Raw genomic sequence first — 25,873 nt, 5'->3', positions numbered from 1 at the left:
ACATCGAAAGCGGGAGAAAAAGAATGCGCGTACTTCTGGTTGGATCGGGCGGGCGCGAACATGCCCTGGCCCAGACACTGGCGCGCTCGCCCGACCTGTCGGCCCTGTTCATCGCACCGGGCAACCCGGGCACGGCGGCCCTTGGCATCAACGTGCCGATCGGGGTGCAGGACGTGCCCGCCCTTGTCGCATTCGCGAAGGAACAGCAGGTGGACCTGGTAGTGCCCGGCCCGGAGGCCCCGCTGGTGGCGGGCCTGGCCGATGCCTGTGCCCGGGCCGGGCTGGCCTGCGCGGGCCCCAGTGCCGCCGCCGCCCAGCTTGAAGGCAGCAAGAGCTTTACCAAGGAAATCTGCGATGCGGCGGGTATTCCCACCGCGGCATGGGAACGCTTTACCGAAGCCGCCCCGGCCATTGATTATGTGCGCGCCAAAGGTGCGCCGATCGTGGTCAAGGCCGACGGGCTGGCGGCGGGCAAGGGTGTTGTGGTGGCGACAACCGTGGCGCAGGCCGAAGCCGCCATTACCGACATGATGACCGGTGGCGCGCTGGGCGATGCCGGGCGCAGCGTGGTGATCGAGGACTGCCTTGTGGGGGAGGAGGTCTCGCTTTTCGCCTTCTGCGCGGGGGAGACGGCAACACTGATCGGCGCCGCCCAGGACCACAAGCGCATTGGCGATGGCGATACCGGCCCCAATACCGGTGGCATGGGTGCGGTCTCCCCCCCCAAGGGGTTCGGCCCGGCAGAACAGGAAGCGGCACTGGACCTGCTGGTGCGCCCCATGCTGCGCGAAATGGCGCGGCGCGGCACACCGTTCCGTGGCGTGATCTTCGCGGGGCTGATGCTGACCGACAAGGGCCCTTCGCTGATCGAATATAATGTCCGCTTCGGGGACCCGGAGGCCGAAGCCCTGCTGCCCCGCCTGACATCGGACCTGCTGCCCGCACTCAAGGCCCTGGCCGAGGACCGGCTGGATACCACACCCATCACGTTTTCGGACCAGGCATCGGTCTGTGTGGTCATGGCCGCGCGCGGTTATCCGGGCGAGCCCGAAAAAGGCGCTGTTATCCACGGAATCGACAATGCCAACGCGCTGGAGGGCGTGCATGTGTTCCAGGCCGGCACGCGCCAGGACATGGCGGGCGAACTGATTGTGGCAGGCGGGCGCGTTCTGGCCGTCTGTGCGCTGGGGCAGACCGTGGCCGAAGCACAGGCCCGCGCCTATGCGGGTGTGAAAGCCATTTCCTGGCCCGGAGCCGTCTGGCGTACGGATATCGGGGACAAGGCCCTTTAAGTCCCCACCGGCCTGCTTTTCGGGGTAGGCCGCAACGCCTGAGCTTGTGGGGGAAATAGCGGGGAGAGAGGGTTAACCCCTTCTTCTTGTTCGCTGGGGGTATTCTTATACATATTTTAAATTTTAGATATACATATTTTTTGACTTATACGTGACTGACCGCACTTCCACCCCCGTAGGACGCGGCAAGGTCAATCGGCCTTTCGTTCGCCGCACGCGCAGGACAGAATCAGGGCATCCGATCCGTCCGGGTAATAGGCCTTGCGCAGCCCCTGGCGGGTAAATCCGGCCTGGGCGTACAGTTCCGTGGCAGCCGGGTTGCGCACCGACACTTCCAGGAAAACAGTGCCTGCCCCCAGATCGCACGCCATGGCCAGGGCATGGGCCAGGAGTTGGCGTGCCAGCCCCCGCCGCCGACAGGCAGGCAGGACACACAGGGTCAGGATTTCGGCCTCATCCACCACGCAGCGGAGCATGACGAATCCGGCGGGCTGGCCGCCTTCGCAGATCAGCGCGGCCGCGACTCCAGGCAGGGCCAGAAGCTCCGCCATGGCCGAGGCGTTCCAGCGGTCGGCGGGGGGAAAACACTGTTCGTGCAGGGCCGCCAGCACGCCCGCATGGGCGACGCCGGCTTTTTCGATCACGCCGGGCATGGCTGTGCTTGGCAGGTATTGCGCGTGCTCAAACGCAGGGCGCACAAGCATGCTCGCTGTAATCGGCACACCCATGCGGCGGGCGCGTTCATATCAGGCAGGCTCATCGAGCCGACACGAGGGCGGGCTCATTGGGGAACAGGTGCGGGGTAGATGCGGGCATGTCGAGCCAGAACCGGAGGCGAGGCTGCCGAGGTTTCATACCGGGGTGGCCCGCAGCCCTTCGGCAGGCAATTTGGCCTCAGGCGGGTCCACGTATAAAGGCAGGGCCTCACGCGTCGGCAGCGTACCCGCCAGGCGTTGCAGGGCCGCATGGGCAATCTGTTCGGCCGTGGGGTGGGTCAGGTCGCTGAACACCGCGCCGGGCAAGGGCAGTGCGCCGCGCGCCTCCCCCGCGACCAGCCACCGGCCTGCCAGCAAGGCGGGCGGCACCTGTGCTTCGGCCACGGCGCGCACGCCAAACCGGTCTTCCACAAACACACGGCCCCGGCGGGCGGCGGTAATGACCAGCCAGCCGTCCAGCCCCTGCCCTGCTGCACCTGTGGCGTCACCATGCGGGCCGCGACCCGAACCGTCCTCTCCATCAGCGGAACCGCTGCCCGTGCGGGCCGCCGTGCTACCGGTGTCAGGGTGGGTCACAGTTCCGTTGCCAGAGCCGTTGTGCCGGGCCAGTTCGGCCTCCAGCGCCGGGGCCAGGGCTTCGCCCCGTGTTACCCCCACCAGTTGCGCGCCAGCACCCAGCGCGTAACCCGCCGCCACGGCGCAGGACGCCCGCAACCCCGTAAAGGAACCCGGCCCCACCACCACAGCCACACAATCGGGCGCGGTGCCCTTCAGTTCCGGATTATTCGAAAGCGTATCACCCGCCCGATCAGCATCGGCAGTGGCCGACCGAGTCGGGGCCTGCGCGTTATGGGTGCCATCATCCGCTTGCGAGCCCGTGCTGAGCAGAGCAGCGCCGTCGCGCGGGCCTGGGGCTGCCTTGTGCCAGCCTGCCTGCGCCAGCACATCGGCCGCGATCAGGGCAATGCCTTCCGCTGCCTGGCGCCCTGCCTCCACCCGTTGGGCGGAAATTGCCAGGTTTTGGCCGTCGTGCACCACACAGGCCGCCATGCCGCAGGCATTCTCCCCCGCCGGGCTGCCGTCGAGAACCAGAATGCGCTGGGGGTGGCCGCCAGGGTGCAAGGCCGTTTCGCCGGGCATTCAGTCCACCACGACGCAGGCCTGCTCGAACGCCAGGCGCGGGGCACGGGGGGGCAGGCTGCCCAGATCGCCATAGCCCAGGCAGAGCAGGAAATTGGCGCGCCAGCCGGATTCGGCCATGAAGGCGTCCTCCACCGCTGACTGGTCGAAGCCTGAAATCGGCAATACGTCCAGCCCCAATGCGCGGGCCGCCATGATCATGTAGGCGCCCTGCAACGTGCCGTTACGGAACGCCGTTTCCTCCGACAGGCCGACATCTGCCGCAAACCACGGGCGCAGGTCTTCCTGGGGCGAGAGATAGGGGAGCTGTTCGAAAAACAGGGGGTCATGCGCCACGATAACGATCAGCGGCGCACCCATGACCGGGTTGACATTGCCCGCCGAAAGGGCAGGCCGCAGCTTTTCGCGCGCGTCCGAGCCGGTGAGGAAGATAAAACGCGCCGGGCTACAGTTCCCCGATGTCGGGCCCAGGCACACCAGATCGTAAAGCTGGCGCAGAAGATGCGGCTCGACCGGGCGGGTTGTCCAGCGCCGGGGCGTGCGCGCCGTTCTGAACATGCCATCAAGCCCGCTCTCATCCAACATATCCGCTCCGTCTTCGTTGTGCCTGTCCGGCCCTGCTTTGCTCCGCCCGGTCCTGTTCGACCGAATGCTGAGGGCACCACCCGGCCTGACGGGCCCGGGGCCCACGGCCCCTTACCCACGACCGGGTACGCAGTCCAAACCCCGCATGCACCCGACAGGCCCTGCCGGGTTCCGCGTGGCTGGTCTGCCTTGGTGGGGTTGAGCTTAGTCCACCTGTTCGACGGATACCACTTCGGGCACGTAATGGCGGAGCATGTTTTCCACCCCGTGCTTGAGGGTGGCGCGTGAAGACGGGCAGCCCGAACATGCCCCCTGCATGGTCAGACGTACGACCCCGTTGCGATAGCCACGAAAGACGATATCGCCCCCGTCCCCCGCCACGGCCGGGCGCACGCGGGTGTCCAGCAGGTCCTTGATCTGGACGACGATTTCCGCATCTTCGGGGGCAATGGCTTCTTCCGTCACGCCAACGCCCTCGGCCACGACCGGGCGACCTGCGACGAAATGATCCATCAGGGTGGAAAGCACCTGCCCGCGCAGTTCGTCCCATTCGACCGTGTCCGCCTTGGTGACGGACACAAAGTCATTCCCCAGGAACACGCGCGACACGCCGGGAATGGCGAACAGCGCTTCGGCCAGCGCGGAACGACCGCCTACGGCATCCGCATCGATAAAATCGATCGTGCCCGCATCGCCCATCACGGCGCGGCCGGGCAGGAATTTGAGCGTGGCGGGGTTGGGCGTGCCTTCGGTTTCTATGAACATATCGAGGGGTCCGTTCGCAAGACTGTGTCGGTGGGTGCTGTCTTCCAGTTGGCACCGGAATACGGACAAGACAAGTCCGGTATAAAAAATTCTTCCCCACAGGCTTAGCCGTGCGACGTATCGGACCGCAAGCCGCCTTGCGGAGACTGGACCGGCTTGCAGCCCCAGCCCGACGCAGGTCAGCCATACGCCCGGTCGCGTGACGGGCTGGGGCCCAAGACAGGCCCAGCCCCGTCATATGCTAGCGCAGGATACCCGTATGGCCGATGGAATAGCGGCCCGGCTGGGGCCAGACGGTCAGGCCATGGGGTTCGGCCCCTACCGGAATCTTGATCATGCTGCCGTCCTCGGTGTTGATCCGGTAGACCACGTCATCGAACCGGCCGGACAGCCACAGGCTTTTGCCATCCGCGCTGACATTGCCCATGTCGGGGCTGCCGCCACCGGGAATGGGCCAGTCCGCCACCACCTTGTTGGTGGCAAAATCGATCACCGACACGCCACCGGTCTTGCTGTGCGGCTTGCCATGCACCTTGTGCGACCCGCGATTGGCCACATACATCTTTGTCGCATCGCGGCTGGGATACAGGCCATGCGCGCCCACGCCGGTATGGATGAACCCGGTTTCGGTAAAGCTGTCGCCATCCACCGTGAACACGCCATCAGCCATCATGTCGGCAATATAGAATGTGCGGCCGTTGGGCGAGATCAGGATATCCTGCGGCATGCCGCCCGAAGACAGCTTGAGATAGCCCAGAACCTTGTGGTTGACGGTATCGACCTTGACCAGATGGCCACCGAATTCACAGGTGAAAATGGCGTAGCGGCCGTCTATGGAAAAATCGGCATGGTTCACGCCCGCGCAATCCGGCACGTCGACCGATTGCTGCAAGGCCATGGTGTGCGGGTCGCGAAAATCCAGGCGCTTGCGCGCTTCGGCCACCACAATGGCGGATTTGCCATCGGGCGTGAAATACATGTTGTACGGATCGTCCACCGCGACAGGCGCACCAGGCTTGCCGGTATGCGCGTCAATGGGGGTCAGGCTGCCATCGGTCCGGCCTTCGGCATTGTTCGTGACCCACAGGGTCCGCAGATCCCATGACGGCACGACATGCTGGGGGCTTTTGCCAACGGGGAAACGGTCCACCACCTTGTTGGTGGCGGGGTCGATCACATACACATCGTTCGAACGCAGGTTCGGCACATAGATCCGTGCGGGGTCATCCGCCACCACGGGGGACAGATGCGCGGGCGATGTCTCGCTATACAGGTTCTGCGGGTCGATGACCGGCGGCATGCCTGCGATGGTCTGCACGGCCGGGCCCGTGGCGCCCGTTTGGGCCTGGCCCTGCACGGCAGGGACCATGAGAGCGGCGATCGCGCTCGCAGCCACCAGATACTGCTTTACACCCATCGTCTTCGAACCTTTGCGCCTGTTGACCTAACGCTGGAAAACCGTACGGAAAATCCCGCCGTCTCTAGCATGTGGCGCAGGCAACGTCCATCAGGTGGCTTTGCGCCGAAGGGGTCCGCAGGGTGCGGCAAAAAGCACCATTCTTATAGCAGCACAGGGGCCCCGACACGCCCGCGCCAAAGAGAACCCCAGGAACGGTGCCTAAGAGATTGCTTTAAAAGCCGATCCGGGAAATATTTCGCACATTTTTAAAAGTTTCTGGTGAAGCTTTTTTCAAAAAGCTTCAAAGACCATCACCTTTTTGAAAAAAGGCGATACCCAAAAACTTTTATCTTTTTTATCAGTAACTTGCTGGAAGGCTGCCCCCTAGGGCGCACGGGCCTGTTCGATGGCGGTCAGGGCCGCACGCACCTGCATGTCCAGCCCGGGGCGGCCCAGTGCCGGCGTGGCCGGCCTGGGGTCGCCCCCGTAAATACCCTGTGCGGGGGTTGGGGGTGGCGCCTGGCGCAGGGCCTGTTCGCGCACCATGCCCGGGTCCACCGCCAGCATCAGGGACGTGTCGCTCAGATCGGCATGCTTGCCCACATCCGCGCCGTACCCTTTCTGCCGCAGCCAGTCGGCATATTGGTGGGGAACGACCTCGTAATACTCCGGCACGTATAAAACCCGGGCCCCCGTCTTGCGCCATGCGGGGTTGAGCGTATCCGCCACCTTGCGCAACGCCGCCTGGTACCCGCCATGATCCCCCAGCAGCACCACAAGCCTGAACCCCTGCACACGAAAGCTCTCGGCTGCCGAGGACAGCATTTTTTCAAAAACATCAGTCGGAATACTGATTGTTCCGGCAAAACGCATATGCGACGTGCGGGGCGAGGTCGAACCTTCGGGCACATAGGCCACGACCGGGGCCACCAGGGTCCGGCCCGCTTTTTGCGCGATCCGTTCGGCCAGGGCCCCGGCGCGCACATTGTGCTTGCCCACCGCGATATACGGCCCGCTCTGTTCCGTGCCCCCCACGGGGATGATGATCGTCGTAAAACCGCAGCCTATGTCCTGCTGGATTTCCGTCCAGCTCAGCCGCTCGAACACGACGCTCTGCTCCGCGGGGCAGGATGATTGCGCGCGGGCGCCATGGGCTGCGCACAACGCCATGCCAGCCAGCACCAGGGCAGAAAAATTCCTCAAACGCATGCCTGCCTACCCGAGAAGAGGGGCAAGAAAGCGCCCGGTATAGCTCTGCTTGCACGCGGCAATGTCCTCGGGCGTGCCTTCGGCCACGATCCGACCGCCCCCGCTGCCCCCTTCGGGCCCGACATCGATGATCCAGTCAGCCGTCTTGATGACTTCCAGATTATGTTCGATGACAACGACCGTATTGCCCTGGTCCACCAGCGCATGTAAAACTTCTAGCAGTTTTCTTACGTCTTCCGTATGCAGCCCGGTCGTGGGTTCATCCAGGATATACAGCGTGCGGCCCGTGGCACGGCGTGCAAGTTCCTTGGACAGCTTAACGCGTTGGGCTTCCCCGCCCGAAAGGGTGGTGGCCTGTTGGCCCAGGGTCACATAGCCCAGCCCCACTTTCTGCAATACCGAAAGCCGGTCGCGAATACGGCTTTGCGCTGAAAAGAAGGGATAGGCCTCATCCACGCTCATGGCCAGCACATCGGCTATGGTCTTGCCCCGAAAGCGGATATCCAGCGTTTCGCGGTTGTAGCGCGTGCCCTTGCAGGCGTCACACGTCACGAACACATCGGGCAGGAAGTGCATTTCGATCTTGAGCACACCATCGCCCTGGCAGGCCTCGCACCGCCCCCCTTTGACGTTGAAGGAAAAGCGCCCCGCCTTGTAGCCGCGCGCCTTGCTTTCGGGCAGTTCGGCAAACCAGTCGCGTATGGGGGTGAACAGGTCTGTATAGGTCGCGGGGTTGGAACGCGGCGTGCGCCCGATGGGGGACTGGTCGATATCGATAATCTTGTCGAGCAGTTCCACCCCCTTGATCCGGCGATAGGGCTCGGGCGTTGTCCCCGCCCCCATCAACTGGCGCGACAGCGCGCGGTACAGCGTGTCCAGCACCAGGGTGGATTTGCCGCTGCCCGAAACACCGGTCACACAGGTAAACGTGCCCAGCGGGAAACGCGCTGTCACGTCCTGCAGGTTGTGCCCGGTCGCACCTTCCAGCGTGACAATGCGTTTCTTGTCGATCTTGCGGCGGGTTTTGGGAACGTCTATGCGCTTGCGCCCGGACAGATACGCCCCCGTCAGGCTTTGGGGCACCTTCGCCACCTGTTCGGGCGTGCCCACGGCAATGACCTGCCCCCCGCCGACACCGGCCCCCGGTCCCATATCCACCAGCCAGTCGGCGGCGCGAATGGCATCTTCGTCATGTTCGACGACAATCAGCGTATTGCCCAGGTTTTTCAGCCGCTGCAACGTGCCCAAAAGCCGCTCGTTGTCGCGTTGGTGCAGACCGATGGACGGTTCATCCAGCACGTACAGCACACCGGTCAGCCCCGAACCGATCTGGCTGGCCAGGCGGATACGCTGGCTTTCCCCCCCCGACAGCGTGGCCGAACCGCGCGAGAGGGTCAGGTAATCGAGCCCGACATCATCAAGAAATTTCAGCCGCTCGTTGATTTCACGCAGAATGCGGCGGGCAATTTCCGCCCGCTGGGGGGTCAAGGTCGGCAAGACCGTATCGAACCACGCCAGGGCCTGGCCTATTGGCAAATCAGACGCCTGGGCGATGGTTTTTTCCGCCACACGCACGGACAACGCTTCGGGCTTGAGCCGCGCGCCGTCGCAGGCATGGCAGGGCTTTTCGGACTGGTAGCGCGAAAGTTCCTCGCGCACCCACATGCTATCCGTCGTGGCCAGGCGCTTTTGCAGGCTTTTGAGCACACCTTCGAACGGCTTGGTCACGACATAGGCTTTCTTGCCGTCGCGGTAGGTGAACACCACGTTTTCGTCCACACCGTTCAGGATACCGTCACGCGCAGCCTGCGGCAGGTCGCGCCAGGGCGTGTCCATGTCGATGTCGAAATGCGCGGCAAGGCTGTTCAGCGTCTGCTCCAGCAGGGGAGATTTCGCATCTTTCCAGGGAGCAACAGCCCCTTTGCGCAGGGATAATGATTCATCCGGCACGACGAGTACGGGGTTGAAATAGGTTTCCACCCCCAGCCCGTCACAGGCCGGGCAGGCCCCCTGCGGTGCATTGAAGGAGAACAGGCGCGGTTCGATCTCCTCCAGCGTGAAACCGCTGACCGGGCAGGAAAAACGCGAGGAAAACACAAGCTTGTCGGCGTCTGCCTCATCCCCGTCACGACGGACTTCCTCGGCATAGACAATGCCGTCGGACAGGGCCAGGGCGGTTTCGAAACTGTCGGCCAGACGCGCTTCCAGCCCGGGCTTGACCACCACCCGGTCCACCACCACTTCCACCGTGTGGCGCAGTTTGCGGTTCAGGCTGGGCACGTCGCCTATTTCATACAATTCGCCATCGACCCGTACGCGGGTAAAGCCCTTGCGCTGGAGTTCGGTCAGTTCCTTGCGGTATTCGCCCTTGCGGTCGCGAATGACCGGGGCCAGCAGCATCAGCCGCGTGCCCTCGGGCATGGCAAGGATACGGTCCACCATCTGGGTGACGGTCTGCGCCTCGATCGGCAGGCCGGTTGCGGGGGAATACGGCACCCCCGCACGCGCCCAGAGCAGGCGCATGTAATCGTAGATCTCGGTCACGGTCCCCACGGTGGAACGCGGGTTTTTGGAGGTGGTCTTCTGCTCGATGGAAATGGCGGGGGACAGGCCTTCGATCGAGTCCACATCCGGCTTGCCCATCAGTTCCAGGAACTGGCGGGCATAGGCGGACAGACTTTCCACGTAGCGGCGCTGGCCTTCGGCATAGATGGTGTCGAAGGCGAGAGAAGACTTGCCGGACCCGGACAGGCCCGTCACCACGGTCAGGCGGTCGCGCGGGATATCGATATCGATGTTTTTCAGGTTATGGACGCGGGCCCCGCGTACACGAATGGCCTGCGGGCCTGAAATGTCTGATTGTCCCATAAATCGCTCTGCCGCCGTTCCTGTTTTGTCCCTAGTATGCCGTCTGTACCCACCCGCGCGCAATGGATGAAAGCGCATGCCACGGCGTTTTCAGGGCCACAGGGCATAAGGAAACGCGCCGCACCGCCGCCGGTACAGCCTGTTGAACCACGCCTGCCTCATGCGGCCGGTCTTTTGCCTTGCTGATATGGCAATAAGATTCTTAAATGCAAGAAGCAGCAATACAGCCATATTTCCTATGACCTGCATAAAGAAGGATTATGACGGAACGCCCCCTGGACCTTGGCTGGGTTCGTGTTTTTGAAGCCGTCGGCCGCCTGGGCAGCCTGACGGCGGCGGCGCGTGAGCTTGGCCTGTCGCAGCCTGCCGTCAGCTACACGATCCGGTCGCTTGAAGCGCAGCTTGAAACCCCGCTCCTGACCCGTGGCCACAGGGGCAGCGTGCTGTCCCCCGCCGGGCGGCTTCTGCACCGCGCGGCAGGTGTTTGCGTGTCCGAGATCGATTCCGGCGCGCGGGTGATCCGCCGCATGGGGCGCCAGTCCGCCATACGGCTTTTTACCGATTACGGCTTTGCCTCCTGCTGGATGATGCCGCGCGTCGCCCAGTTTCGTCAGCTTCACCCGGATACGGAAGTGCATATTATCGCCTCCACCACCATCGACCCGCATGATGACGAGATCGAGGATGTGGGCGTTCTGTTCGGCGCGCGTGCCGATGTTCCCAAAGGGGCCGAACAGCTTTTTGAAGAAAAAGTGGTGCCCGTCGCAAGTCCGCGCTTCGTGCAGCGCCACGAACTGGACAAAAACCCCGAAAAAATCGGCCACATGCCCCTGCTGCACCTGGACACCGCCCCCAATCCACCCTGGTTCACCTGGGCGGACTGGTTCGCGGCCACCGGCACGACCCGCACGCCAAGCCCGCGTGACATTACGCTGAACACCTATAACCTTGTCATTCAGGCCGCCATTGCCAGCCACGGGATCGCACTGGGCTGGACCGGCCTTGTGGATGACTCCCTGGCCGATGGCACGCTTGTCGCCCTGGGCGCCCCCCTTTGCCGCCCCGATAGCGGCTACTGGTTGCTGACGGCCCCGCATATTTCCGAACCGGCGCGCGATCTGGTGAACTGGATCATGGCCTCGGTCAGGAAAACGTCTCAATCATGATTTTTTGAACACACCCCGCACTTGCTCCAATGCCCAAGCGTTTTTGGTGAAGCTTTTTCCAAAAAGCTTCAAAGACCATCACCTTTTTGAAAAAAGGCGACACCCAAAAACTTTTATCTTTTTTATCGATGCGTTGATTGAACCAGTCTTTGGGGCCAACATTCGTCCTTGGCGGACGACCTGCCAAGCGGCATAAGACAGACCCATGAAAGATCGTGGCGTTCAGCGGGAACGAACGGGGCTTGCCTGGTCTCGGACAAGTTTCCTGACCGTTTTTGTCGCCTTGCTGCTCCTGCGCCTTGGCATACGGCGCATGAGTACCGCCGATATTCTGGCCGGCCTGGTCCTTTCGCTTCTGGCCGCCTTCATGTTCTCATGCAGCAACCACAGGCTGGGCTGGTACAAGGACAATGAGCTGAGCACGGCCACGGACCGCACGCGGCAGCTTACCATTGCCTGCGGCGTGGCCCTGGCCGCCACATTGCATGTTCTGGATGTGTGCCGCCATTCCCTGTAGCATGACGCGGACGTGATCCCTGCTCAAGCCTGACCTTATGGCTTGCGATCAGCACTTGGGCCGTATGGGCATGAACCTCCGGCCCGCTTCCTGTGCGTACCACCTCCATGCGCTGCCCCTGCGGCCCTTCCCTGTAATGGAAGGATGCCCCCAAAGTCGGCCCCTGAAATATCCCATCACTCCAGAAAAGTTTTTGGTGAAGCTTTTTTTCAAAAAGCTTCAAAGACCATCACCTTTTTGAAAAAAGGCGACACCCAAAAACTTTTATACGGTATTGCGCGGCAGGCTGTGTTGAAACGGCCCTGGACGTTGGGCCGTCCTTCTTCATGAAGTTTGCATGTCCCTGCCCTGTTGCACGGCACGCCTACGAGCAGGCTGGCCACTGCGGTGGCATAAGCCTGGTTTATGGAAGGCATAAAAACGCCGTAGCTTCACAACCCCTGCCATTTGATGATCTTATCCTGGGCCAAAGCAGGATGAAGGACGACAGGCCGTCCGTTTTTCATCGTCCAGACGAGGTTGTCATGACATATTCGTTTACACATCGAACTGGTTTGGCCGCCCTGGCCCTTGCTGTCTTCACGGCCATAAGCCCCGTTGCTGCGGCACAGGACGCCGCAGCCTGCAAGACCGTGAACATGTCCGACCCCGGATGGATCGATATTACCGCAACCGATGCCGTGGCCGGTGTCCTGCTCGATGCGCTGGGTTATGTCCAGAATGTCAGGATGCTGTCGGTCATAATCGGCTACGAGACCCTGAAAAACAGGAATACCGATGTTTTTTTGGGAAACTGGATGCCTGCGCAACAGAATTTTATTGAAGACCTGAACCGGACCAACGCCATAGAGGTCCTGGCCACCAATCTGGTGGGGACAAAATTCACCCTGGCCGTTCCCGACTACGTGGCCAATGCGGGGATCAGGGATTTCAAGGACGTTGCCGCCAACGCCGATAAATTTGGCAAGAAGATTTACGGCATCGAACCCGGAGCGCCGGCAAACATCACGATTGAAAAAATGATTGCCGGGCCAAGCCCCGAACTGAAAGGCTGGACACTGATCGAATCCAGCGAACAGGGCATGCTGGCGCAGGTTTCACGGGCGGAGCGAAGCAAGCAATGGATTGTCTTCCTGGCCTGGAGCCCGCACCCCATGAACGAAAAATTCGCCATCACCTATCTTTCCGGTGGCGATGCCTATTTTGGCCCGAACTATGGTGGCGGGTCTGTCCGCACCGTTGCGCGTAGCGGATGGTCTGCCCAATGCCCGAATGCGGCAAGGCTGTTCCGGAACCTGAAATTCGATCTGCCGATGGAAAACGCCCTGATCAGCGCCATTATGGACGAACACAGCAACCCGAAGGCCGCAGCCAGATCCTGGCTGAATACCCACCCGGACGCACTTGCCCCCTGGCTTGAAGGTGTAACCACCCTTGACGGAAAACCCGGCCTGGCCGCCGTCAGAACGGCGATTGGCTTGTAAAGGCGCCCCCCAGGACTTTTGCCACCCTTTATCAGCGCATCGTTGTGAAACAGGCGCCTGAAGAATTTCCTTACCCCCGAAACTGTCGTGAAAGTACCGGAATGAAGACCGCTGCCAGACCCAATATTCTTGTCGTGGTCGCGGACCAGTTGAATGGAACGCTGTTCCCCGATGGTCCGGCCGATTTTCTCCACACCCCCAATATCAAAAAAATTGCTGAAAGATCTGTCCGGTTTACCAACTGCTATACGCCAAGCCCGCTTTGCGTGCCTTCCCGCGCGGCGCTGATGTGCGGGATGCTGCCCAGCAGCACAGGGGTTTACGACAACGCGGCTGAATTCGCCGCCGGGGTGCCCACCTTTGCGCATTACCTGCGCCGGGGCGGGTATTACACGGCCCTGTCGGGCAAGATGCATTTTGTCGGCCCCGACCAGCTCCACGGTTTTGAAGAACGCCTGACAACCGATATCTACCCCGCCGATTTCGGCTGGACCCCCGATTATACCAAGCCGGGTGAACGGATCGACTGGTGGTATCATAACCTGGGCTCCGTGACGGATGCCGGGGTTGCGGAAATTACCAACCAGCTCGAATTCGACGATAGCGTGGCCTATCACGCGGCCAGCAAGCTGTACGATCTCTCACGCCGGGCCGATGACCGCCCCTGGTGCCTGACAGTCAGCTTCACCCACCCGCACGACCCCTATGTGGCCCGCAAGCGGTTCTGGGATCTTTACGAAGACTGCCCCGCCCTGGACCCGGTCGTGCCCCCCATTCCCTTCGATGAGCAGGACCCGCATTCCAAGCGCCTGATGCTGGCCAGCGACTATGCGGCAAGCGATGTCACGCCCGAAATGGTCCGCCGCGCGCGCCGCGCCTATTTCGCGAACCTGTCCTATGTCGATGAAAAAATAGGCGAGCTGCTCGATATTCTCGAACGTGGCGAGATGCTGGACAACACCGTCATTCTCTTCCTGTCCGATCACGGGGACATGCTGGGCGAACGCGGCCTGTGGTTCAAGATGAGCTTTTTCGAAGGCTCGGCCCGTATTCCGCTGCTGATCTCGGCCCCGGGCCTGGCACCCGGGCGGGTGGACACGCCAGTCTCCACGCTGGACGTTCTGCCGACACTGCTCGAACTCGCGGGGCTGGACCCCGCCAGCGCGCTGCCCGGGCTGGATGGAGAAGGGTTGATGGCCCTTGCGCGCGGCCAGGGCACGCGCGCGCCCGTGCCCATGGAATACGCGGCCGAAGGATCTTACGCCCCGCTGGTGGCCTTGCGGGACGGGCCGTGGAAACTTGTGCTGTGCGAGCTTGACCCCCCGATCCTGACCAATGTGGAGGAAGACCCGCACGAACGCGTCAACCGCGCGGATGATCCGGCCTGCACACAGATAAAACTGCGCATGATGGCGGCCATGAACGCGCGCTGGAACCTTGCACGGTTCGATGCGGAGGTCCGCGTAAGCCAGGCACGCCGCCATGTGGTTTACGACGCGCTCCGCCAGGGGGCCTATTACCCGTGGGACTACCAGCCGATGAAGCTGGCATCCGAAAGTTACATGCGCAACCATATGGACCTGAATATTCTCGAACATTCCAAGCGATACCCGCGCGGCGCGTAAGACCATGCAACGCCCCGCCGACAGGCCGGAGCCGCTCAAATGGTGGCAAAGCGGCACACGACCGGATTACCGCTTTTCGCTGGCGAATGAACGCACCTTCCTGGCCTGGATCAGAACCGCCATGGGGCTGATTGTGGGGGCGGTGGCGCTGGAACAGTTTTCGGCCTCCCTGGCTTCACCCCGGCTCCGGCTTGTGCTGGCCATGGTGCTGTTCTGTTGCGCAACCCTGATTTCGGCCATGGCGTATCTGCGCTGGGCCCGCGCCGAACATGCCATGCGGCAGGAGACAGACCTGCCGCAAAGCCGCCTTTTGCCGTTCCTGACCGTGCTTGTCGCGCTGCTGGCAGTCATCCTGGCCTTGTTTGTCGTCTTCGCCTGAAGCCCTTGCCCGTGCCTGCAAGCCGCGGCGAGCGCGCAGGGCGGCCGGGAGCTGCGCGGACATTCCCAGCCCGCTGCCCGATCAACGGGCCGACCTGCCCTACACTGTCTCCCGCCCCGCCTGCCTGCTGCCGTTACCTGCCATGCGGGCCGCAAATCCCTGCGCCGACGGGGCTGACTTGCCATTGCACTTGCCGTTATGATTGACCATCTAGGACAGCGAACAGCACAAACGCCCGCCACCACCTTGGCGCGGCATGCCAGAGCGAGGAAAGAACCTGATGGAACAGCTCATCGGCCAACCGGCAAGCGGGGGCGCAACCCCGGGTGGGGCCGCAAGCGGGGCACCCGTGATCAAGGACGGCAGCCAGGCCACCTTCATGCAGGACGTTCTCGAAGCCAGCCGCACGGTGCCCGTTCTGGTGGATTTCTGGGCCGAATGGTGTGGCCCGTGCAAGCAGTTGACCCCCGTTCTGGAAAAAGTGGTGACGGCCGCGCGCGGCAAGGTCAACCTGGTCAAGATCGATATCGAAGCCAACCAGGCGCTGGTGGCCCAGCTTGCGCAGGTGGGGCTGCCGCTGCAATCCATTCCGCTGGTGGCCGCGTTCTGGAAAGGGCAGATCCTTGACCTGTTCCAGGGTGCGCTGCCCGAAAGCGAGATCAAGAAATTCGTCGAAGGGCTGCTCAAGACCAGTGGCGGGGGCACGCTGCCCGCCACCGAACGCCTCAAGGACGCCGATCTGGCCCTTGAGGAAGGCCGCCCGGGGGAAGCCGCCGAACTCTACTCCGCCGTGATCGGGGAAGAACCCGAGAACCCCAAGGCCTGGGGTGGGCTGATCCGCGCCATGCTGGCCCTGGATGATGAGGAATCGGCCGCCGCCGCCCTGGCCGACGTGCCCGAAAAAATTGCCCAGTCCCCCGATGTGGCCGGGGCCCGCGCTGCCCTGGAGCTGAAAAAGGAAGGGCGCCAGGCCGCCGAGGAAATGGAAGACATCAAGGCCCGCCTGGCCGCCAACCCCGAGGATTACGAGGCCCGGTGCGAAATGGCCACCGCCCTGAACGCGGCCGGCCGACGCGAAGACGCGGCGAGCGAGCTTCTGCACGTGATCAAGGCCGATCGCACCTGGAAGGACGGGGCAGCCCGCCAGCAGCTCCTGCGCTTTTTCGAAGCCTGGGGGCATGACGACCCGGCAACGCTTGTGGCCCGTCGGCGCCTGTCCTCGCTCCTGTTTTCCTGAGCGTGCCTTCCGCCCTTCCGCCTTTTGTGGATGACGATATCCCCCGCCAGGTTCCGCGCGTGGGGGACATGACGCTGGCCGACATGCCGCCCGAAGCGGGGCTGTTCCCGCTTAGCGGCGTGCTGCTGCTGCCGCGCGGGCGGCTGCCGCTCAATGTGTTCGAACCGCGCTACATCGCCCTGATGGAAGACGCGCTGGCCAGCAACCGCCTGGTCGGGCTGATCCAGCCCCGCTGGCGGGAGGAAGACGACGAGGACAACAAGGCCCCCCCGCTTTACCCCATCGGCACGCTGGGGCGCATTACCTCCTTTACCGAACGCGCGGATGGCACCTACGCCGTGACCCTGACCGGGGTCACGCGCTTTCGGCTTCTGCGCGAGACGGGGCTGCGGCGCGGCTACAGGGTGGCGCGGATCGATGTGTCCTCCTTCACGGGGGACCTGAACGAAATCCCGTCCGAACCGTTCGACCGCACGCAGCTTCTGGCGTCCATGCGCCGGTATTTCGAAAAAAGGGGACTCGACGCGCGCTGGTCCTTGATCGAACAGATGGATGACAGCATGCTGCTGGTCACGCTGCCCATGATCTGTCCTTTCCCTCCGGCGGAAAAACAGGCATTGCTGGATGCCACAAGCCTGACCGACCGGGTCAGGGTGCTGCAAACCCTGCTGGACATGGCCGGGCCGGAACCCGAAGGCCCACCGTCTTGAGAAACTTCTATGGGATACTGAGTTGATGACCGATACCGCACCGCTCGATGCGCGGCTTTTATCCGTTCTGGTCTGCCCCGTGACAAAAGGACCGCTGGTGTACAACGCCGCCACGAACGAACTGGTGAGCGAGAAGGCCGGTCTTGCCTTTCCCATCCGCGATGGCATTCCCGTCATGCTGCCCGACGAAGCCCGCCGTATCGAAGGCTGACCGCCTTTTTCCCTACCGTGGTGTGGACCTCGCGCATGTCCTGTGAAAAAAAGATCAGCAGGGTGCTTGGCTGCCTTTTGCTCACGGTTCCCCTGCTGGCCGCGTGCCATGTCCCGATCGAGGGCGACAATATCGACCTGCCCCCCGAACGCCCCGGCCGTTTCCTGCCCGAAGCGGCGGAGGCTGAAGGCAGGGCCGCCCAGAAGGACGTGGAAAGACAAGAACGCCTGGCCGCCGAACAGGACAGGCTGGCCGGTCGCAAGCCGGGCGAGCCCCGCACGCCACCCAAGCCCGAAGATCAATACGAGGTCGTAGCCCCCGAATCCGGCGGGGTTGCCGGGCCCATCAGGCTGAGTAACGGCCACACCATTATTCCACAGACGCAGACGACCTACGGCAAGCCGGGCAATGTTTCCAGCCAGGGCCAGAATTCGCAATAAAAGGGGCGTTACCCTTCGTGTTCGGCCTGGTCCGTAGCACGACGGCGCAGCAGGTTGCCCGCCAGCATGCCCACTGCCCCGGTCGTCATGCCCAGCGCCGTGGGAATGGCCCCCCCACCCGGCAAAAGCCCCACCAGCACGCTGCCCAGTGACCCCAGCGTGAACTGCATGGTGCCCAGCAGGGCAGATGCACTGCCCGCCTGATGCCCATGGCGCGAAAAGGACAGCACCGTGCCATTGGGCCCGACAAAGCCCAGGGCACCCGTCATGCTGGTGACCAGGCAACAGGTCAGCCATGGATGGGCGGCCCCTGCCACCCCGCTCATGGCCAGAACCACGAAGGCGGAGCCCACGATACACGCCCAGATAATCGCCACCTGCAGGATACCGGGCATGGGCAGCCGGTGCACAAGGCGGCCGTTGATCTGCGTGCCCAGAATGAACATGGCGGCGTTCACCCCGAAAAACGCGCCGAACCCGCCAGGCGAAAAATGCAGTGTCTGTTCGAACAGGGTCGGGGCGGCGGCAAGATAGGCGAACATGACAAAGGTGGAAAACGACGTGATCAGCGCGTTGGAAAGAAAAACCGGTTCATGCAGGATGGTGACGTAACGCGAGAGGATTTCGGCCGCCACCAGGCGAATGCGCCGCTCGGGTGCCAGCGTATCGGACAGCATGAACACAATGCCGAGTACCCCCAAGGCGGCATAAACCGCCCCGAGCCAGAAAATACCCCGCCAGCTTCCGAATTTGAGCACCACGCTGCCCAGGGAGGGTGCGAGAATCGGCATGACGCCGAACACCAGCGTCAACTGCGCCATGATATGCGCACCCTTTTTACCCGTGGCCACATCGCGCACCACAGCGCGCGGCACGACTGCGGAGGCCGAACCACCCAGTGCACCCAGAAAGCGCCAGAAACAGAACAGGTTGAAGTCCCGTGTCATGGCGCACCCGACGGAGGCCAGGCCGAATACCGCAAGCCCCACCACAAGCGGGCCCTTGCGCCCGAATCGGTCCGATAGCGGGCCTATGGAAAACTGGCCTATGGCAAGCCCCAGGAACCACGCACCCAGCGTAAACTGGGCCGAGCCCGCGCCCCCGCCCAGATCGTGCTCCAGTTCGGGAAAAGCGGGCAGATACATGTCTGTGGCCAGCGGACCAATGGCCGTGACCAGCCCGAGCAGCACAATAATGGGAAAGGAGAGAGAAAGTGTCGGGGCAGAGGTATTGGGGGACATACAGAAAGGACCTGGCGATTAATCGGTTATTTTTTCCTGTTCGGGATCATTTGTCCACCGGCAGGAACGCACGGCGGCCTTCGCGCCATGTCCGGCATGGCACCCGCCATAAAAACAAACGGGCCACCGGTCAAACCGGCAGCCCGTGAAAAACCCTTTACGACCCCGGTATCGACCGGGGCCAGCAGGGGAATTTTCAGGAAGAGCCCCTTATTTGGCGTCATCCTCGGGCGGGGGAGCGCCCTCTTCCATGTCGCAGCCATGCTTGTGCTTGGGCGGCATGTCGGCCTTGGCTGCAACTTCCTTGAGCTGCTCGGGGGTCAGCAGGTCATGGATCTGCACCGCGGTCTGGAGCTGCTTGGCGGTGTGCTGGCTTTCCATCGTGTCGATCTGCTGTTCCAGCGCCTGCAGCTTGGTCTGATCGACTGGGCCGGGCGTTGTCAGCAGGGTCGTGATCTGTTTATGCAGATCATGCATCTGTTCCATGCCAGCCTTGGGGTCGGCGGGCTTGTTGGCCTCGAAAATCGCCTTCAGCTTCGTTTTCTGATCGGCCGTCAGCTTGATGCCCTTGAGCCGGAGCATGGGGGGCATGCCAAAGCCATGATGCATGGGGCCACACCCTTTATGCGCCTTGGGTGTTCCGCCGTGAGACGCATCCTGCGCATGAGCAAAAGGGCCTGAAAAGGCTGACAGTCCTGCCACGAGGGCCGTCGCCATCATAATTTTTTTCATCAGATATCGCCTTCTACGTCCAAGAATAGTCCTGCGGGGTAAAAATGACCCCGTCCATAAGGACTGTGCCAACATGTAATGTCCGAAAAAAGGCACGGTTTCACTTAAATTTCAGAACACAAACAATGGCCTGCGCCACGCAGCGGGCCGACCAGGGGGCAAACCGGGGCCGACATGAGGGAAAAAGTCGCGGAAAACCGCCTTCATGCGTGTATTCCCGCCCTCTGCGCAGGGTGACTGCGGGCCGAGTCGACATAAAAAAATAACACATAACCGCCGGGGCCAGACGGGCCATGCTTTGGAAACATACCCTCAGTGGAAACGTGCAGGGCTGACTGCATTCCATGAAATGCGCCCTGCCGGCCGTGACGAGCCGCGCGACCTCACGCATAGAAGGCCGCTGGCGGGTTGCGGGACTATGACCCCGCCAGAACGGCCGCGCTCGCCGCAAGGGCCTTGCGCCGCACCATGTCCTGAAAAGCGCCGAAGATTTTACGCATCTGCGGAATTTTATAGGGGAACAGCGTGGTGTCATCCATCGCATGGATAATCAGCGCGTTTGAAAGTTCAAAAACCAGCAGGTCTCCGTTAGGCATTTCAGCACAGTCGAAACCGAAGTAATCGAGCCCGATATGCTGGGCAATACCGTTGAGGGTCGCTGCGTGCCTGCGCGCGAAATCGCTGTCGAAACCGGCCATGGCCGCGGCTTCTTCCGTCCGTCTTGCGGGGTCGGCCTTCATTTCCGGATAGGGATAATGAACCATCCAGTGCTGGGAAATGCCCATATGGGCCAGAAAAGGCTTGCCTTCGATCATGACCACCCGAAACTTGCGGAACACCCCGTCGGGCGATGCATAATCCATGAAATTGGCAATAAAGAACTGTCCGCCTTCAACCTGCTGCAAATAGGGGGCGATATCGGCGGCGGTGTCGATCCGGGCGAGATGAATGCCCGCATGGGCCCCCTGCGGCCGCACAATGACGGGAAACCGCAGATCGGCCAGCACATGCTCCAGCGCAATGTTGCCTGCGGCGATCTGCTGCAACGTCGGCCGATCGATCCGGTGGGTGGGGGCCATGCACAGGCCAGGCACATCGGCCAGCACCTTGAAGGCCTCCGCCCGGGATAAATGCGTAATGCGCTGAGGCAGATTCAGGACCGGGCGGGGCCAGTCACGCAGGTATGTGGCAAGGCGGGCCAGTGTTTCGACATGCGAATCCGCCTCGCCCACGGCTACGAAAACGACATCGTGCGGCGGCAGGCGTGACGGCCAGGGCAGGTCCGGCCCCACATACAGAACATCGATGGTGAAGCCCGCATTCTCCAGCATGCATTCGAGCGGCGTATTGGCCATAAGGTCGCCCGGGGTCTTGATGACCAGCAGCCGGACAGCACCCGCACCCCCCGTGGCGATCCGAAATATCTGGCGGAATTTCAAGGCGGTGTTCAGAACGTCCAGCCCGCTTTTCTTCTGGTAGCACAGTTGCAGGACTAAAGAGAGGTCCAGCATGGCATAGGGATCGGCCGCGTTCATGCGCTCGAGCAATCCGCCCGCATGAACGGAAATATCTTCCTCGTGAAAGGCAGCACGGACCAGCGCGGACAGGCCCAGCATGGGCGGGGCTGCGCTGGTGGTCAGGCTTTCATCAAACACGGGCTGGATAGCGGTGGGCGCGTCAAGCTGGGGCATATGGAACAACGTCACTTTCGCAATGTGCGGCGACCTGAAACGGGGGCAGGGTCAGGCTGCGTAATCTGTTTCACCCACCATACCTTATAGGCCGTATTCTGCCAAAAACCACCTGATGCCCCCGGCGATACGCCGGAGGTGCCATGGTTTTTCGGGCACGCAGGCAGGGATACCCACCGCCCGCTTGCCCGCCGGCAGCGCCCTTTAGACGATATGGACAAGGTTGGCGGCGGAGCGCCTTTCATTGCCGCGCCTGATCGGCCTGGCGGCATCGGCCAGCTTGAAATTGGCCACCAGGCTGGCCAGTTCGCCGCCCATTTTCGCCAGGTTCTGGCTGGCCGCGGCACTTTGCTCCGCCACTGCGGCGTTCTGCTGGGTCGTCTGTTCCATATTGCTCATGGCAATATTCAGTTGGGAAATGCTGCTGGCCTGATCTTCCGCCGCAGCCGCAATGTTGGAGACCAATTGGTTGATCTCACCCACCTGCCCGACGATTCGGCGCAGCACATCGCCGGTTTCCTGCACCAAAGACACGCCCGCCCTGACCTGTTCGCCGGAATGGTTGATCAGGGTGGAAATTTCCTTGACCGCCTCGGCCGAACGCTGGGCCAGGGCCCGGACCTCGGCGGCGACAACCGCGAAGCCGCGCCCGGAATCGCCCGCGCGGGCGGCTTCCACACTGGCATTCAGCGCAAGGATATTGGTCTGGAACGCCAGGTTGTTGATCATGCCGACAATATTGGAAATGGCTTTTGACGATTCATCGATCCGGTTGATGGATTCGATCGTATTGGCGACAACGGCACTGGCGCGCTCGGCATTGACGCGCGAGCCGTTCACGACCTCATGCGCCTGGCGGGTTTCTTCCGTGGTCTTGTGAACGCGCTGGGTGATCTGGGTCAGCGCGGCGGAGGTTTCTTCCAGCGTTGCGGCCTGCTGTTCGGTCCTGCGCGACAGGTTATCGGCTGCGGTCGCCAGTTCGCGCGTGCTGTCGCCAATGGAATGCGCGGAACCGGAAACGGACGCGAAGGCCTCCGCCAACTGGGCGAGGGAGTGGTTGAAGTTCTGGCGCAGCGGATCGAGTTCCTCTGAAAACGCGGTATCGATCTGGAACGACAGATCGCCCTGCGCCATCTTGCGCAGGCCCATGGCCAGGGTGTCGGTGGCGACCTTCAGGCGGGCCGCCGCGTCTTCGGCCTTTTTCTGCGCGGCCAGGCGTTCGGCCTCCTGCCTGCGGCGGGCTTCGGCGGCTTCGGCTTCCAGGCGGCCCTTGTCTATCGCGGCCACGCGGAACACCTCGACCGCGCTGGCCATTGTCCCGATTTCATCGTGGCGTTCGGTAAAGGGCACACGCGTATCCGTATCCCCATTGGCAATGACACGCATGGACCCCGCGATAACCGGCAGCGGTCGCAGCAGGCGCGCCGTGACAAAACCCATTACGATGGCGGCCAGCGCCACCAGCGCGCCGGAAAGCAGGACGATGGTGCGGATAAACCCGCTGATGACGGAATCGGCCTCGTCCGCCTTGATCGCGACATTGATAATGCCGACCACCCGCCCCTGCGAAGAAACGATGGGCTGGTACATGGTGTAATAGCGCACGCCCAGAAGCTGTGTTTCGCCCTCATACCCCTGCCCGCGCATGATGGCCTTGTACGGCAGGCTATCGTGGGCCAGCGACGTTCCCAGCGTGCGCTGGTTGTCTCCGCCATCGCCGGTGGTCATGCGGCGGATAAAATCGCTGCCCGTTTCATCCGTCACGAACAGGACCGCCCGCCCCGTGGTGATGCGCCCGATCGTGTCGGTCATGACATGGCTGGAATATTGCGCGGGCAGCGCGTCGGCCACGATGCGTTCCACCGCGCCGCCTGCCCCCCATGTCACATGCACGCCCGGAATATCGCGCTCGAGAATGCTGGCAGCCGTCCGCATGCTGCCATGCAACCTGGCGTTGAGCATCTGCATCATGTTGTCCCGGACAAGACGGGTCACCACCACCGTGACGGAGATGGTGCAAATCAGAATAAAAATACAGGTTACAGCAACAATTTTACCGACAAGACCGAATTTTCTGATGGAATTCATGCTAAAATCACTCCGCTTTCCGAGACGTTCCTGTCAACAATCCACTTCCAGCCGGACGGTCCTTGTTGAAAAGCCACTTTTGAACCGAAATTTCCTGATATATTCATACGCTTGTCATAAAGAATACCCGCCCCCCCATCCCCCACCGGGCCCGTTCCGCGCAGGACCGGCCATGGCCACGGGTGCGTGGGTCAAGACCCTTCGACACGACGGGGGCGCACACATCCTTCGACCGGCAGAAACAGGCCGGGGAGAATGATCGCCGTCATGGGGGAAGCTCCTGAATATAGCGATAAACTTCTGGCCGAGGTTAGGTTTTGTTAAGATTGATTATCAAAACGTTAACTTGTCATATCACGTTCTCGTTATTTCTAAAAAACCCAGCCAGGAAGGGCGGGTCTGCGGCGTGGCGGCGATCTTCCCTCATATTTGGGAGGGTATCGGCGCGGCCTGGGCTATCAGTTTTTTCTGCTTCAGTTCGCTCCAGAACGCGGCGGGAATCGCAACCTCCATGGAGCGCGCGTTGGCCTGCACCTGCGCTGCGTTGCGCGCACCCGGAATGACCGCCGCCACCGTCGGGTTGGCCGTCGCGAATTGCAGGGCGGCCGTACGCAGGTCCACGCCGTGCCGCTGGGCGATAACGCTCATCCGCTCGCGCTTGCGCGCCATGCCCGGCGGAATGGTGCCCTGATAGTCATAGCGGTCGCGACCGGCGGCATAGCCTGCGTTCAGGGGGGCGCCGACCACGACCGACACGCCCCGACGCGCCAGGGCGGGCAGGGTCTGCTCCAGCGCTTCGTCATGATGGAGGATGGAATACTGCGTTGCCAGCAGGACAATGTCGGGATCGCCGATCTCTAGCGTGCGCAGGGCCGCCTGCGGCGTGTTGATGCCCAGCCCCCATGCCTTGATGGTGCCTTCCTCACGCATTCTGGTCAGTTCGGGAATAGCGCCCTTGGTCGCCTGGTCGAAATAGGTCGTCCAATGGTCCCCCATATCCCTGTTTTCGGGCGAGAGGTCGTGGATATAGACGATATCGATCCGCGAAAGCCCCAGCCGCTGCAGACTGTCCTCCACCGAGCGGCGCACGCCTTCGGCCGTATAGTCATAGCGATAGGCGAAGGGGGAGGGGTCATGCCACATCGTGGCCGGTGGCTTTGGCGCCGCGCTCAGCAGGCGGCCGACCTTGGTGGACAGCACGAAGTCATCGCGCGCGCGGGTATGCAGGAAATGGCCGAAACGCCGCTCGCTCAGCCCCAGCCCGTACCAGGGCGAGGTATCGAAATAGCGGACACCGCAGTCCCATGCGGCTTGCAGGGTCGCCTGCGCGTCCTCATCCGTGCAGGGGGCGAAGCCGCTGGCCCGGCTGGCTTGTGTTCACCGGCAGGGCGGTGCGGGTCACCGGGCCCAGCGTGGGCATGACATCTCCGGCCTGCTGGCCCCCCTGGGCGTGGCCGGGCCGGGCCATCAGGACGGCGGCACTCCCCAGGGCGGACAGTGCGAGAAGATTACGTCGGGTTGCTGTCATTGGGTCCTCATCGGTCATGCCCCCCTTAATGCGGGGCGCCGGCAAGGGTTCGAAAGGCATGACCCCGACGGCGATAACATCACGGAATTGTGAGCAACCTTCCCTGCCCCGCCTCAAGCCCGACAGGAGGAAAGACAATACGAAAAACGTCCCACTCCACGGCGCAAAACATATTATCGTCCCGCCTCCATGAAAGGGTTGATCCTCTTGCAGCCTGCCCGACAAGGCACCCTGCCCGCAGGCCGGGGGGGGGAGAAGGGCATTGATCCTGTTCGATGTTTTGCAGTGCATAACGATATATTATTACGGTATCGATACCGTATAAATCTTTCCGCGTGAAAATAATAACTCAAATTGTATTTATATTTTCCTTATTTTTACTGCAACTGCTCTATCTTCCTGTCGTTGAGGCTTCACAGTGGCCGTTGCGGAGATCGTCTTTCTCGCAACCCTCATGGGATCGGGGACCGACACCATTCTCCAGAGCCGCTGCAATCGCGAAAGGAGACGACTATGTCTTATCAGATCCATGGCGTTCACGCCCGCACCCTCCCCCCGATGGCGCCTGCCGACAGCCGGGGCGGCGGTGGCGCTGCCCATAACCCGGGCAATTTTGCCAACGACCCCAAGAAAGCGTCGGAAGCCGGGCAGAAAGGCGGGCAACACAGCCACGGCAAAGACAGCGAAGGGATGAAACAGGGTGCCGGCACCCACAGCACGTCGAAATCAACCGGGGAGTCGAAACACGCGTCTGACTCCACCCACAAGGGTGGCCAGCACAGTTCCGGCAAGACGTGACCCCGGAAGGGCGGCCCCTGCAAGGAGCCGCCCTTTTGCCGTTCACCTTCAC

24 protein-coding genes are annotated in these 25,873 nt (G+C 62.3%); 11 read left to right on the top strand and 13 right to left on the bottom strand.

The features are described from left to right. Window positions 1–23 precede the first annotated feature (23 nt). A complete protein-coding gene (purD, locus tag J2D77_RS04920) occupies window positions 24–1,292 on the top strand; it encodes a phosphoribosylamine--glycine ligase (protein WP_207845194.1) in 1,269 nt (422 codons plus the stop codon). Window positions 1,293–1,483: 191 nt separating this feature from the next. Here purD and rimI read toward each other — a convergent pair whose 3' ends face one another. The 7 genes from rimI to uvrA form a co-directional block, all read right to left on the bottom strand. Further along, complete coding sequence (gene rimI, locus J2D77_RS04915) at window positions 1,484–2,020, bottom strand: ribosomal protein S18-alanine N-acetyltransferase (RefSeq protein WP_331000166.1); 537 nt, start codon at window positions 2,018–2,020, stop codon at window positions 1,484–1,486. A 123-nt stretch (window positions 2,021–2,143) separates the two neighbouring features. Further along, entirely contained in the window at window positions 2,144–3,148 is a 1,005-nt protein-coding gene (locus tag J2D77_RS17200; RefSeq protein ID WP_230975524.1) for a hypothetical protein, read from the bottom strand. Further along, window positions 3,149–3,733: a malonic semialdehyde reductase gene (locus J2D77_RS04905; protein ID WP_207845193.1), complete on the bottom strand. Its 585-nt coding sequence runs from the start codon at window positions 3,731–3,733 to the stop codon at window positions 3,149–3,151. A gap of 204 nt (window positions 3,734–3,937) precedes the next feature. Further along, window positions 3,938–4,498 carry a NifU family protein gene (locus J2D77_RS04900; protein WP_207845192.1) on the bottom strand — a complete coding sequence of 187 codons (561 nt, stop codon included), beginning with the start codon at window positions 4,496–4,498 and terminating at the stop codon, window positions 3,938–3,940. A gap of 241 nt (window positions 4,499–4,739) precedes the next feature. Then, on the bottom strand, window positions 4,740–5,867 hold the full coding sequence (locus J2D77_RS04895; protein ID WP_230975595.1) for a YncE family protein: 1,128 nt from the start codon (window positions 5,865–5,867) through the stop codon (window positions 4,740–4,742). A 414-nt stretch (window positions 5,868–6,281) separates the two neighbouring features. After that, a complete protein-coding gene (locus tag J2D77_RS04890; RefSeq protein ID WP_207845190.1) occupies window positions 6,282–7,106 on the bottom strand; it encodes a creatininase family protein in 825 nt (274 codons plus the stop codon). Window positions 7,107–7,112: 6 nt separating this feature from the next. Next, complete coding sequence (gene uvrA, locus J2D77_RS04885; RefSeq protein ID WP_207845189.1) at window positions 7,113–9,974, bottom strand: excinuclease ABC subunit UvrA; 2,862 nt, start codon at window positions 9,972–9,974, stop codon at window positions 7,113–7,115. Window positions 9,975–10,234: 260 nt separating this feature from the next. Between uvrA and J2D77_RS04880 the strand changes: the two genes are divergently transcribed. From J2D77_RS04880 to J2D77_RS04840, 9 genes are all read left to right on the top strand, one after another. After that, window positions 10,235–11,140, top strand: a complete 906-nt coding sequence (locus tag J2D77_RS04880; RefSeq protein ID WP_207845188.1) for a LysR substrate-binding domain-containing protein — start codon at window positions 10,235–10,237, stop codon at window positions 11,138–11,140. Between the two features lie 205 nt (window positions 11,141–11,345). Continuing rightward, a complete protein-coding gene (locus J2D77_RS04875; RefSeq protein ID WP_207845187.1) occupies window positions 11,346–11,657 on the top strand; it encodes a DUF202 domain-containing protein in 312 nt (103 codons plus the stop codon). A gap of 524 nt (window positions 11,658–12,181) precedes the next feature. Further along, on the top strand, window positions 12,182–13,141 hold the full coding sequence (gene choX, locus J2D77_RS04870) for a choline ABC transporter substrate-binding protein (protein ID WP_207845186.1): 960 nt from the start codon (window positions 12,182–12,184) through the stop codon (window positions 13,139–13,141). 101 nt (window positions 13,142–13,242) lie between these two features. Then, a complete protein-coding gene (betC, locus tag J2D77_RS04865; protein WP_207845185.1) occupies window positions 13,243–14,766 on the top strand; it encodes a choline-sulfatase in 1,524 nt (507 codons plus the stop codon). A gap of 4 nt (window positions 14,767–14,770) precedes the next feature. Beyond that, window positions 14,771–15,145, top strand: coding sequence for a YidH family protein (locus J2D77_RS04860; RefSeq protein ID WP_207845184.1), 375 nt, complete (start codon window positions 14,771–14,773; stop codon window positions 15,143–15,145). 280 nt (window positions 15,146–15,425) lie between these two features. Further along, window positions 15,426–16,382, top strand: coding sequence for a thioredoxin family protein (locus J2D77_RS04855; RefSeq protein ID WP_207845183.1), 957 nt, complete (start codon window positions 15,426–15,428; stop codon window positions 16,380–16,382). A 68-nt stretch (window positions 16,383–16,450) separates the two neighbouring features. After that, entirely contained in the window at window positions 16,451–17,092 is a 642-nt protein-coding gene (locus J2D77_RS04850) for an LON peptidase substrate-binding domain-containing protein (RefSeq protein ID WP_207845643.1), read from the top strand. A 25-nt stretch (window positions 17,093–17,117) separates the two neighbouring features. Then, on the top strand, window positions 17,118–17,303 hold the full coding sequence (locus J2D77_RS04845) for a Trm112 family protein (protein ID WP_207845182.1): 186 nt from the start codon (window positions 17,118–17,120) through the stop codon (window positions 17,301–17,303). Between the two features lie 35 nt (window positions 17,304–17,338). Continuing rightward, a complete protein-coding gene (locus J2D77_RS04840) occupies window positions 17,339–17,743 on the top strand; it encodes a hypothetical protein (RefSeq protein ID WP_207845181.1) in 405 nt (134 codons plus the stop codon). A gap of 8 nt (window positions 17,744–17,751) precedes the next feature. On the opposite strand, the gene J2D77_RS04835 is transcribed toward J2D77_RS04840, so the two are convergent. The 6 genes from J2D77_RS04835 to J2D77_RS17195 form a co-directional block, all read right to left on the bottom strand. Further along, window positions 17,752–18,984, bottom strand: a complete 1,233-nt coding sequence (locus J2D77_RS04835) for a multidrug effflux MFS transporter (protein ID WP_207845180.1) — start codon at window positions 18,982–18,984, stop codon at window positions 17,752–17,754. A gap of 210 nt (window positions 18,985–19,194) precedes the next feature. Beyond that, window positions 19,195–19,716: a Spy/CpxP family protein refolding chaperone gene (locus tag J2D77_RS04830; RefSeq protein WP_207845179.1), complete on the bottom strand. Its 522-nt coding sequence runs from the start codon at window positions 19,714–19,716 to the stop codon at window positions 19,195–19,197. Window positions 19,717–20,132: 416 nt separating this feature from the next. After that, the gene (locus tag J2D77_RS04825; RefSeq protein WP_207845178.1) at window positions 20,133–21,407 is read right to left on the bottom strand and encodes an ATP-grasp domain-containing protein; all 1,275 of its coding nucleotides are present in this window, start codon (window positions 21,405–21,407) and stop codon (window positions 20,133–20,135) included. Between the two features lie 204 nt (window positions 21,408–21,611). Further along, window positions 21,612–23,495, bottom strand: a complete 1,884-nt coding sequence (locus J2D77_RS04820) for a methyl-accepting chemotaxis protein (protein ID WP_207845177.1) — start codon at window positions 23,493–23,495, stop codon at window positions 21,612–21,614. A 423-nt stretch (window positions 23,496–23,918) separates the two neighbouring features. Next, window positions 23,919–24,812, bottom strand: a complete 894-nt coding sequence (locus J2D77_RS04815) for an aldo/keto reductase (RefSeq protein ID WP_230975593.1) — start codon at window positions 24,810–24,812, stop codon at window positions 23,919–23,921. A gap of 16 nt (window positions 24,813–24,828) precedes the next feature. Continuing rightward, window positions 24,829–25,023 carry a hypothetical protein gene (locus J2D77_RS17195; RefSeq protein WP_230975523.1) on the bottom strand — a complete coding sequence of 65 codons (195 nt, stop codon included), beginning with the start codon at window positions 25,021–25,023 and terminating at the stop codon, window positions 24,829–24,831. Window positions 25,024–25,536: 513 nt separating this feature from the next. Between J2D77_RS17195 and J2D77_RS04810 the strand changes: the two genes are divergently transcribed. After that, entirely contained in the window at window positions 25,537–25,821 is a 285-nt protein-coding gene (locus J2D77_RS04810; protein ID WP_207845176.1) for a con-10 family general stress protein, read from the top strand. The last annotated feature ends 52 nt before the right edge of the window (window positions 25,822–25,873 follow it).

The organism is Acetobacter garciniae, assembly GCF_017377735.1.
Taxonomy (GTDB): domain Bacteria; phylum Pseudomonadota; class Alphaproteobacteria; order Acetobacterales; family Acetobacteraceae; genus Acetobacter; species Acetobacter garciniae.
Note: the sequence above shows the minus strand (reverse complement) of the source record. Positions and strands in the feature narration are given on the sequence as shown.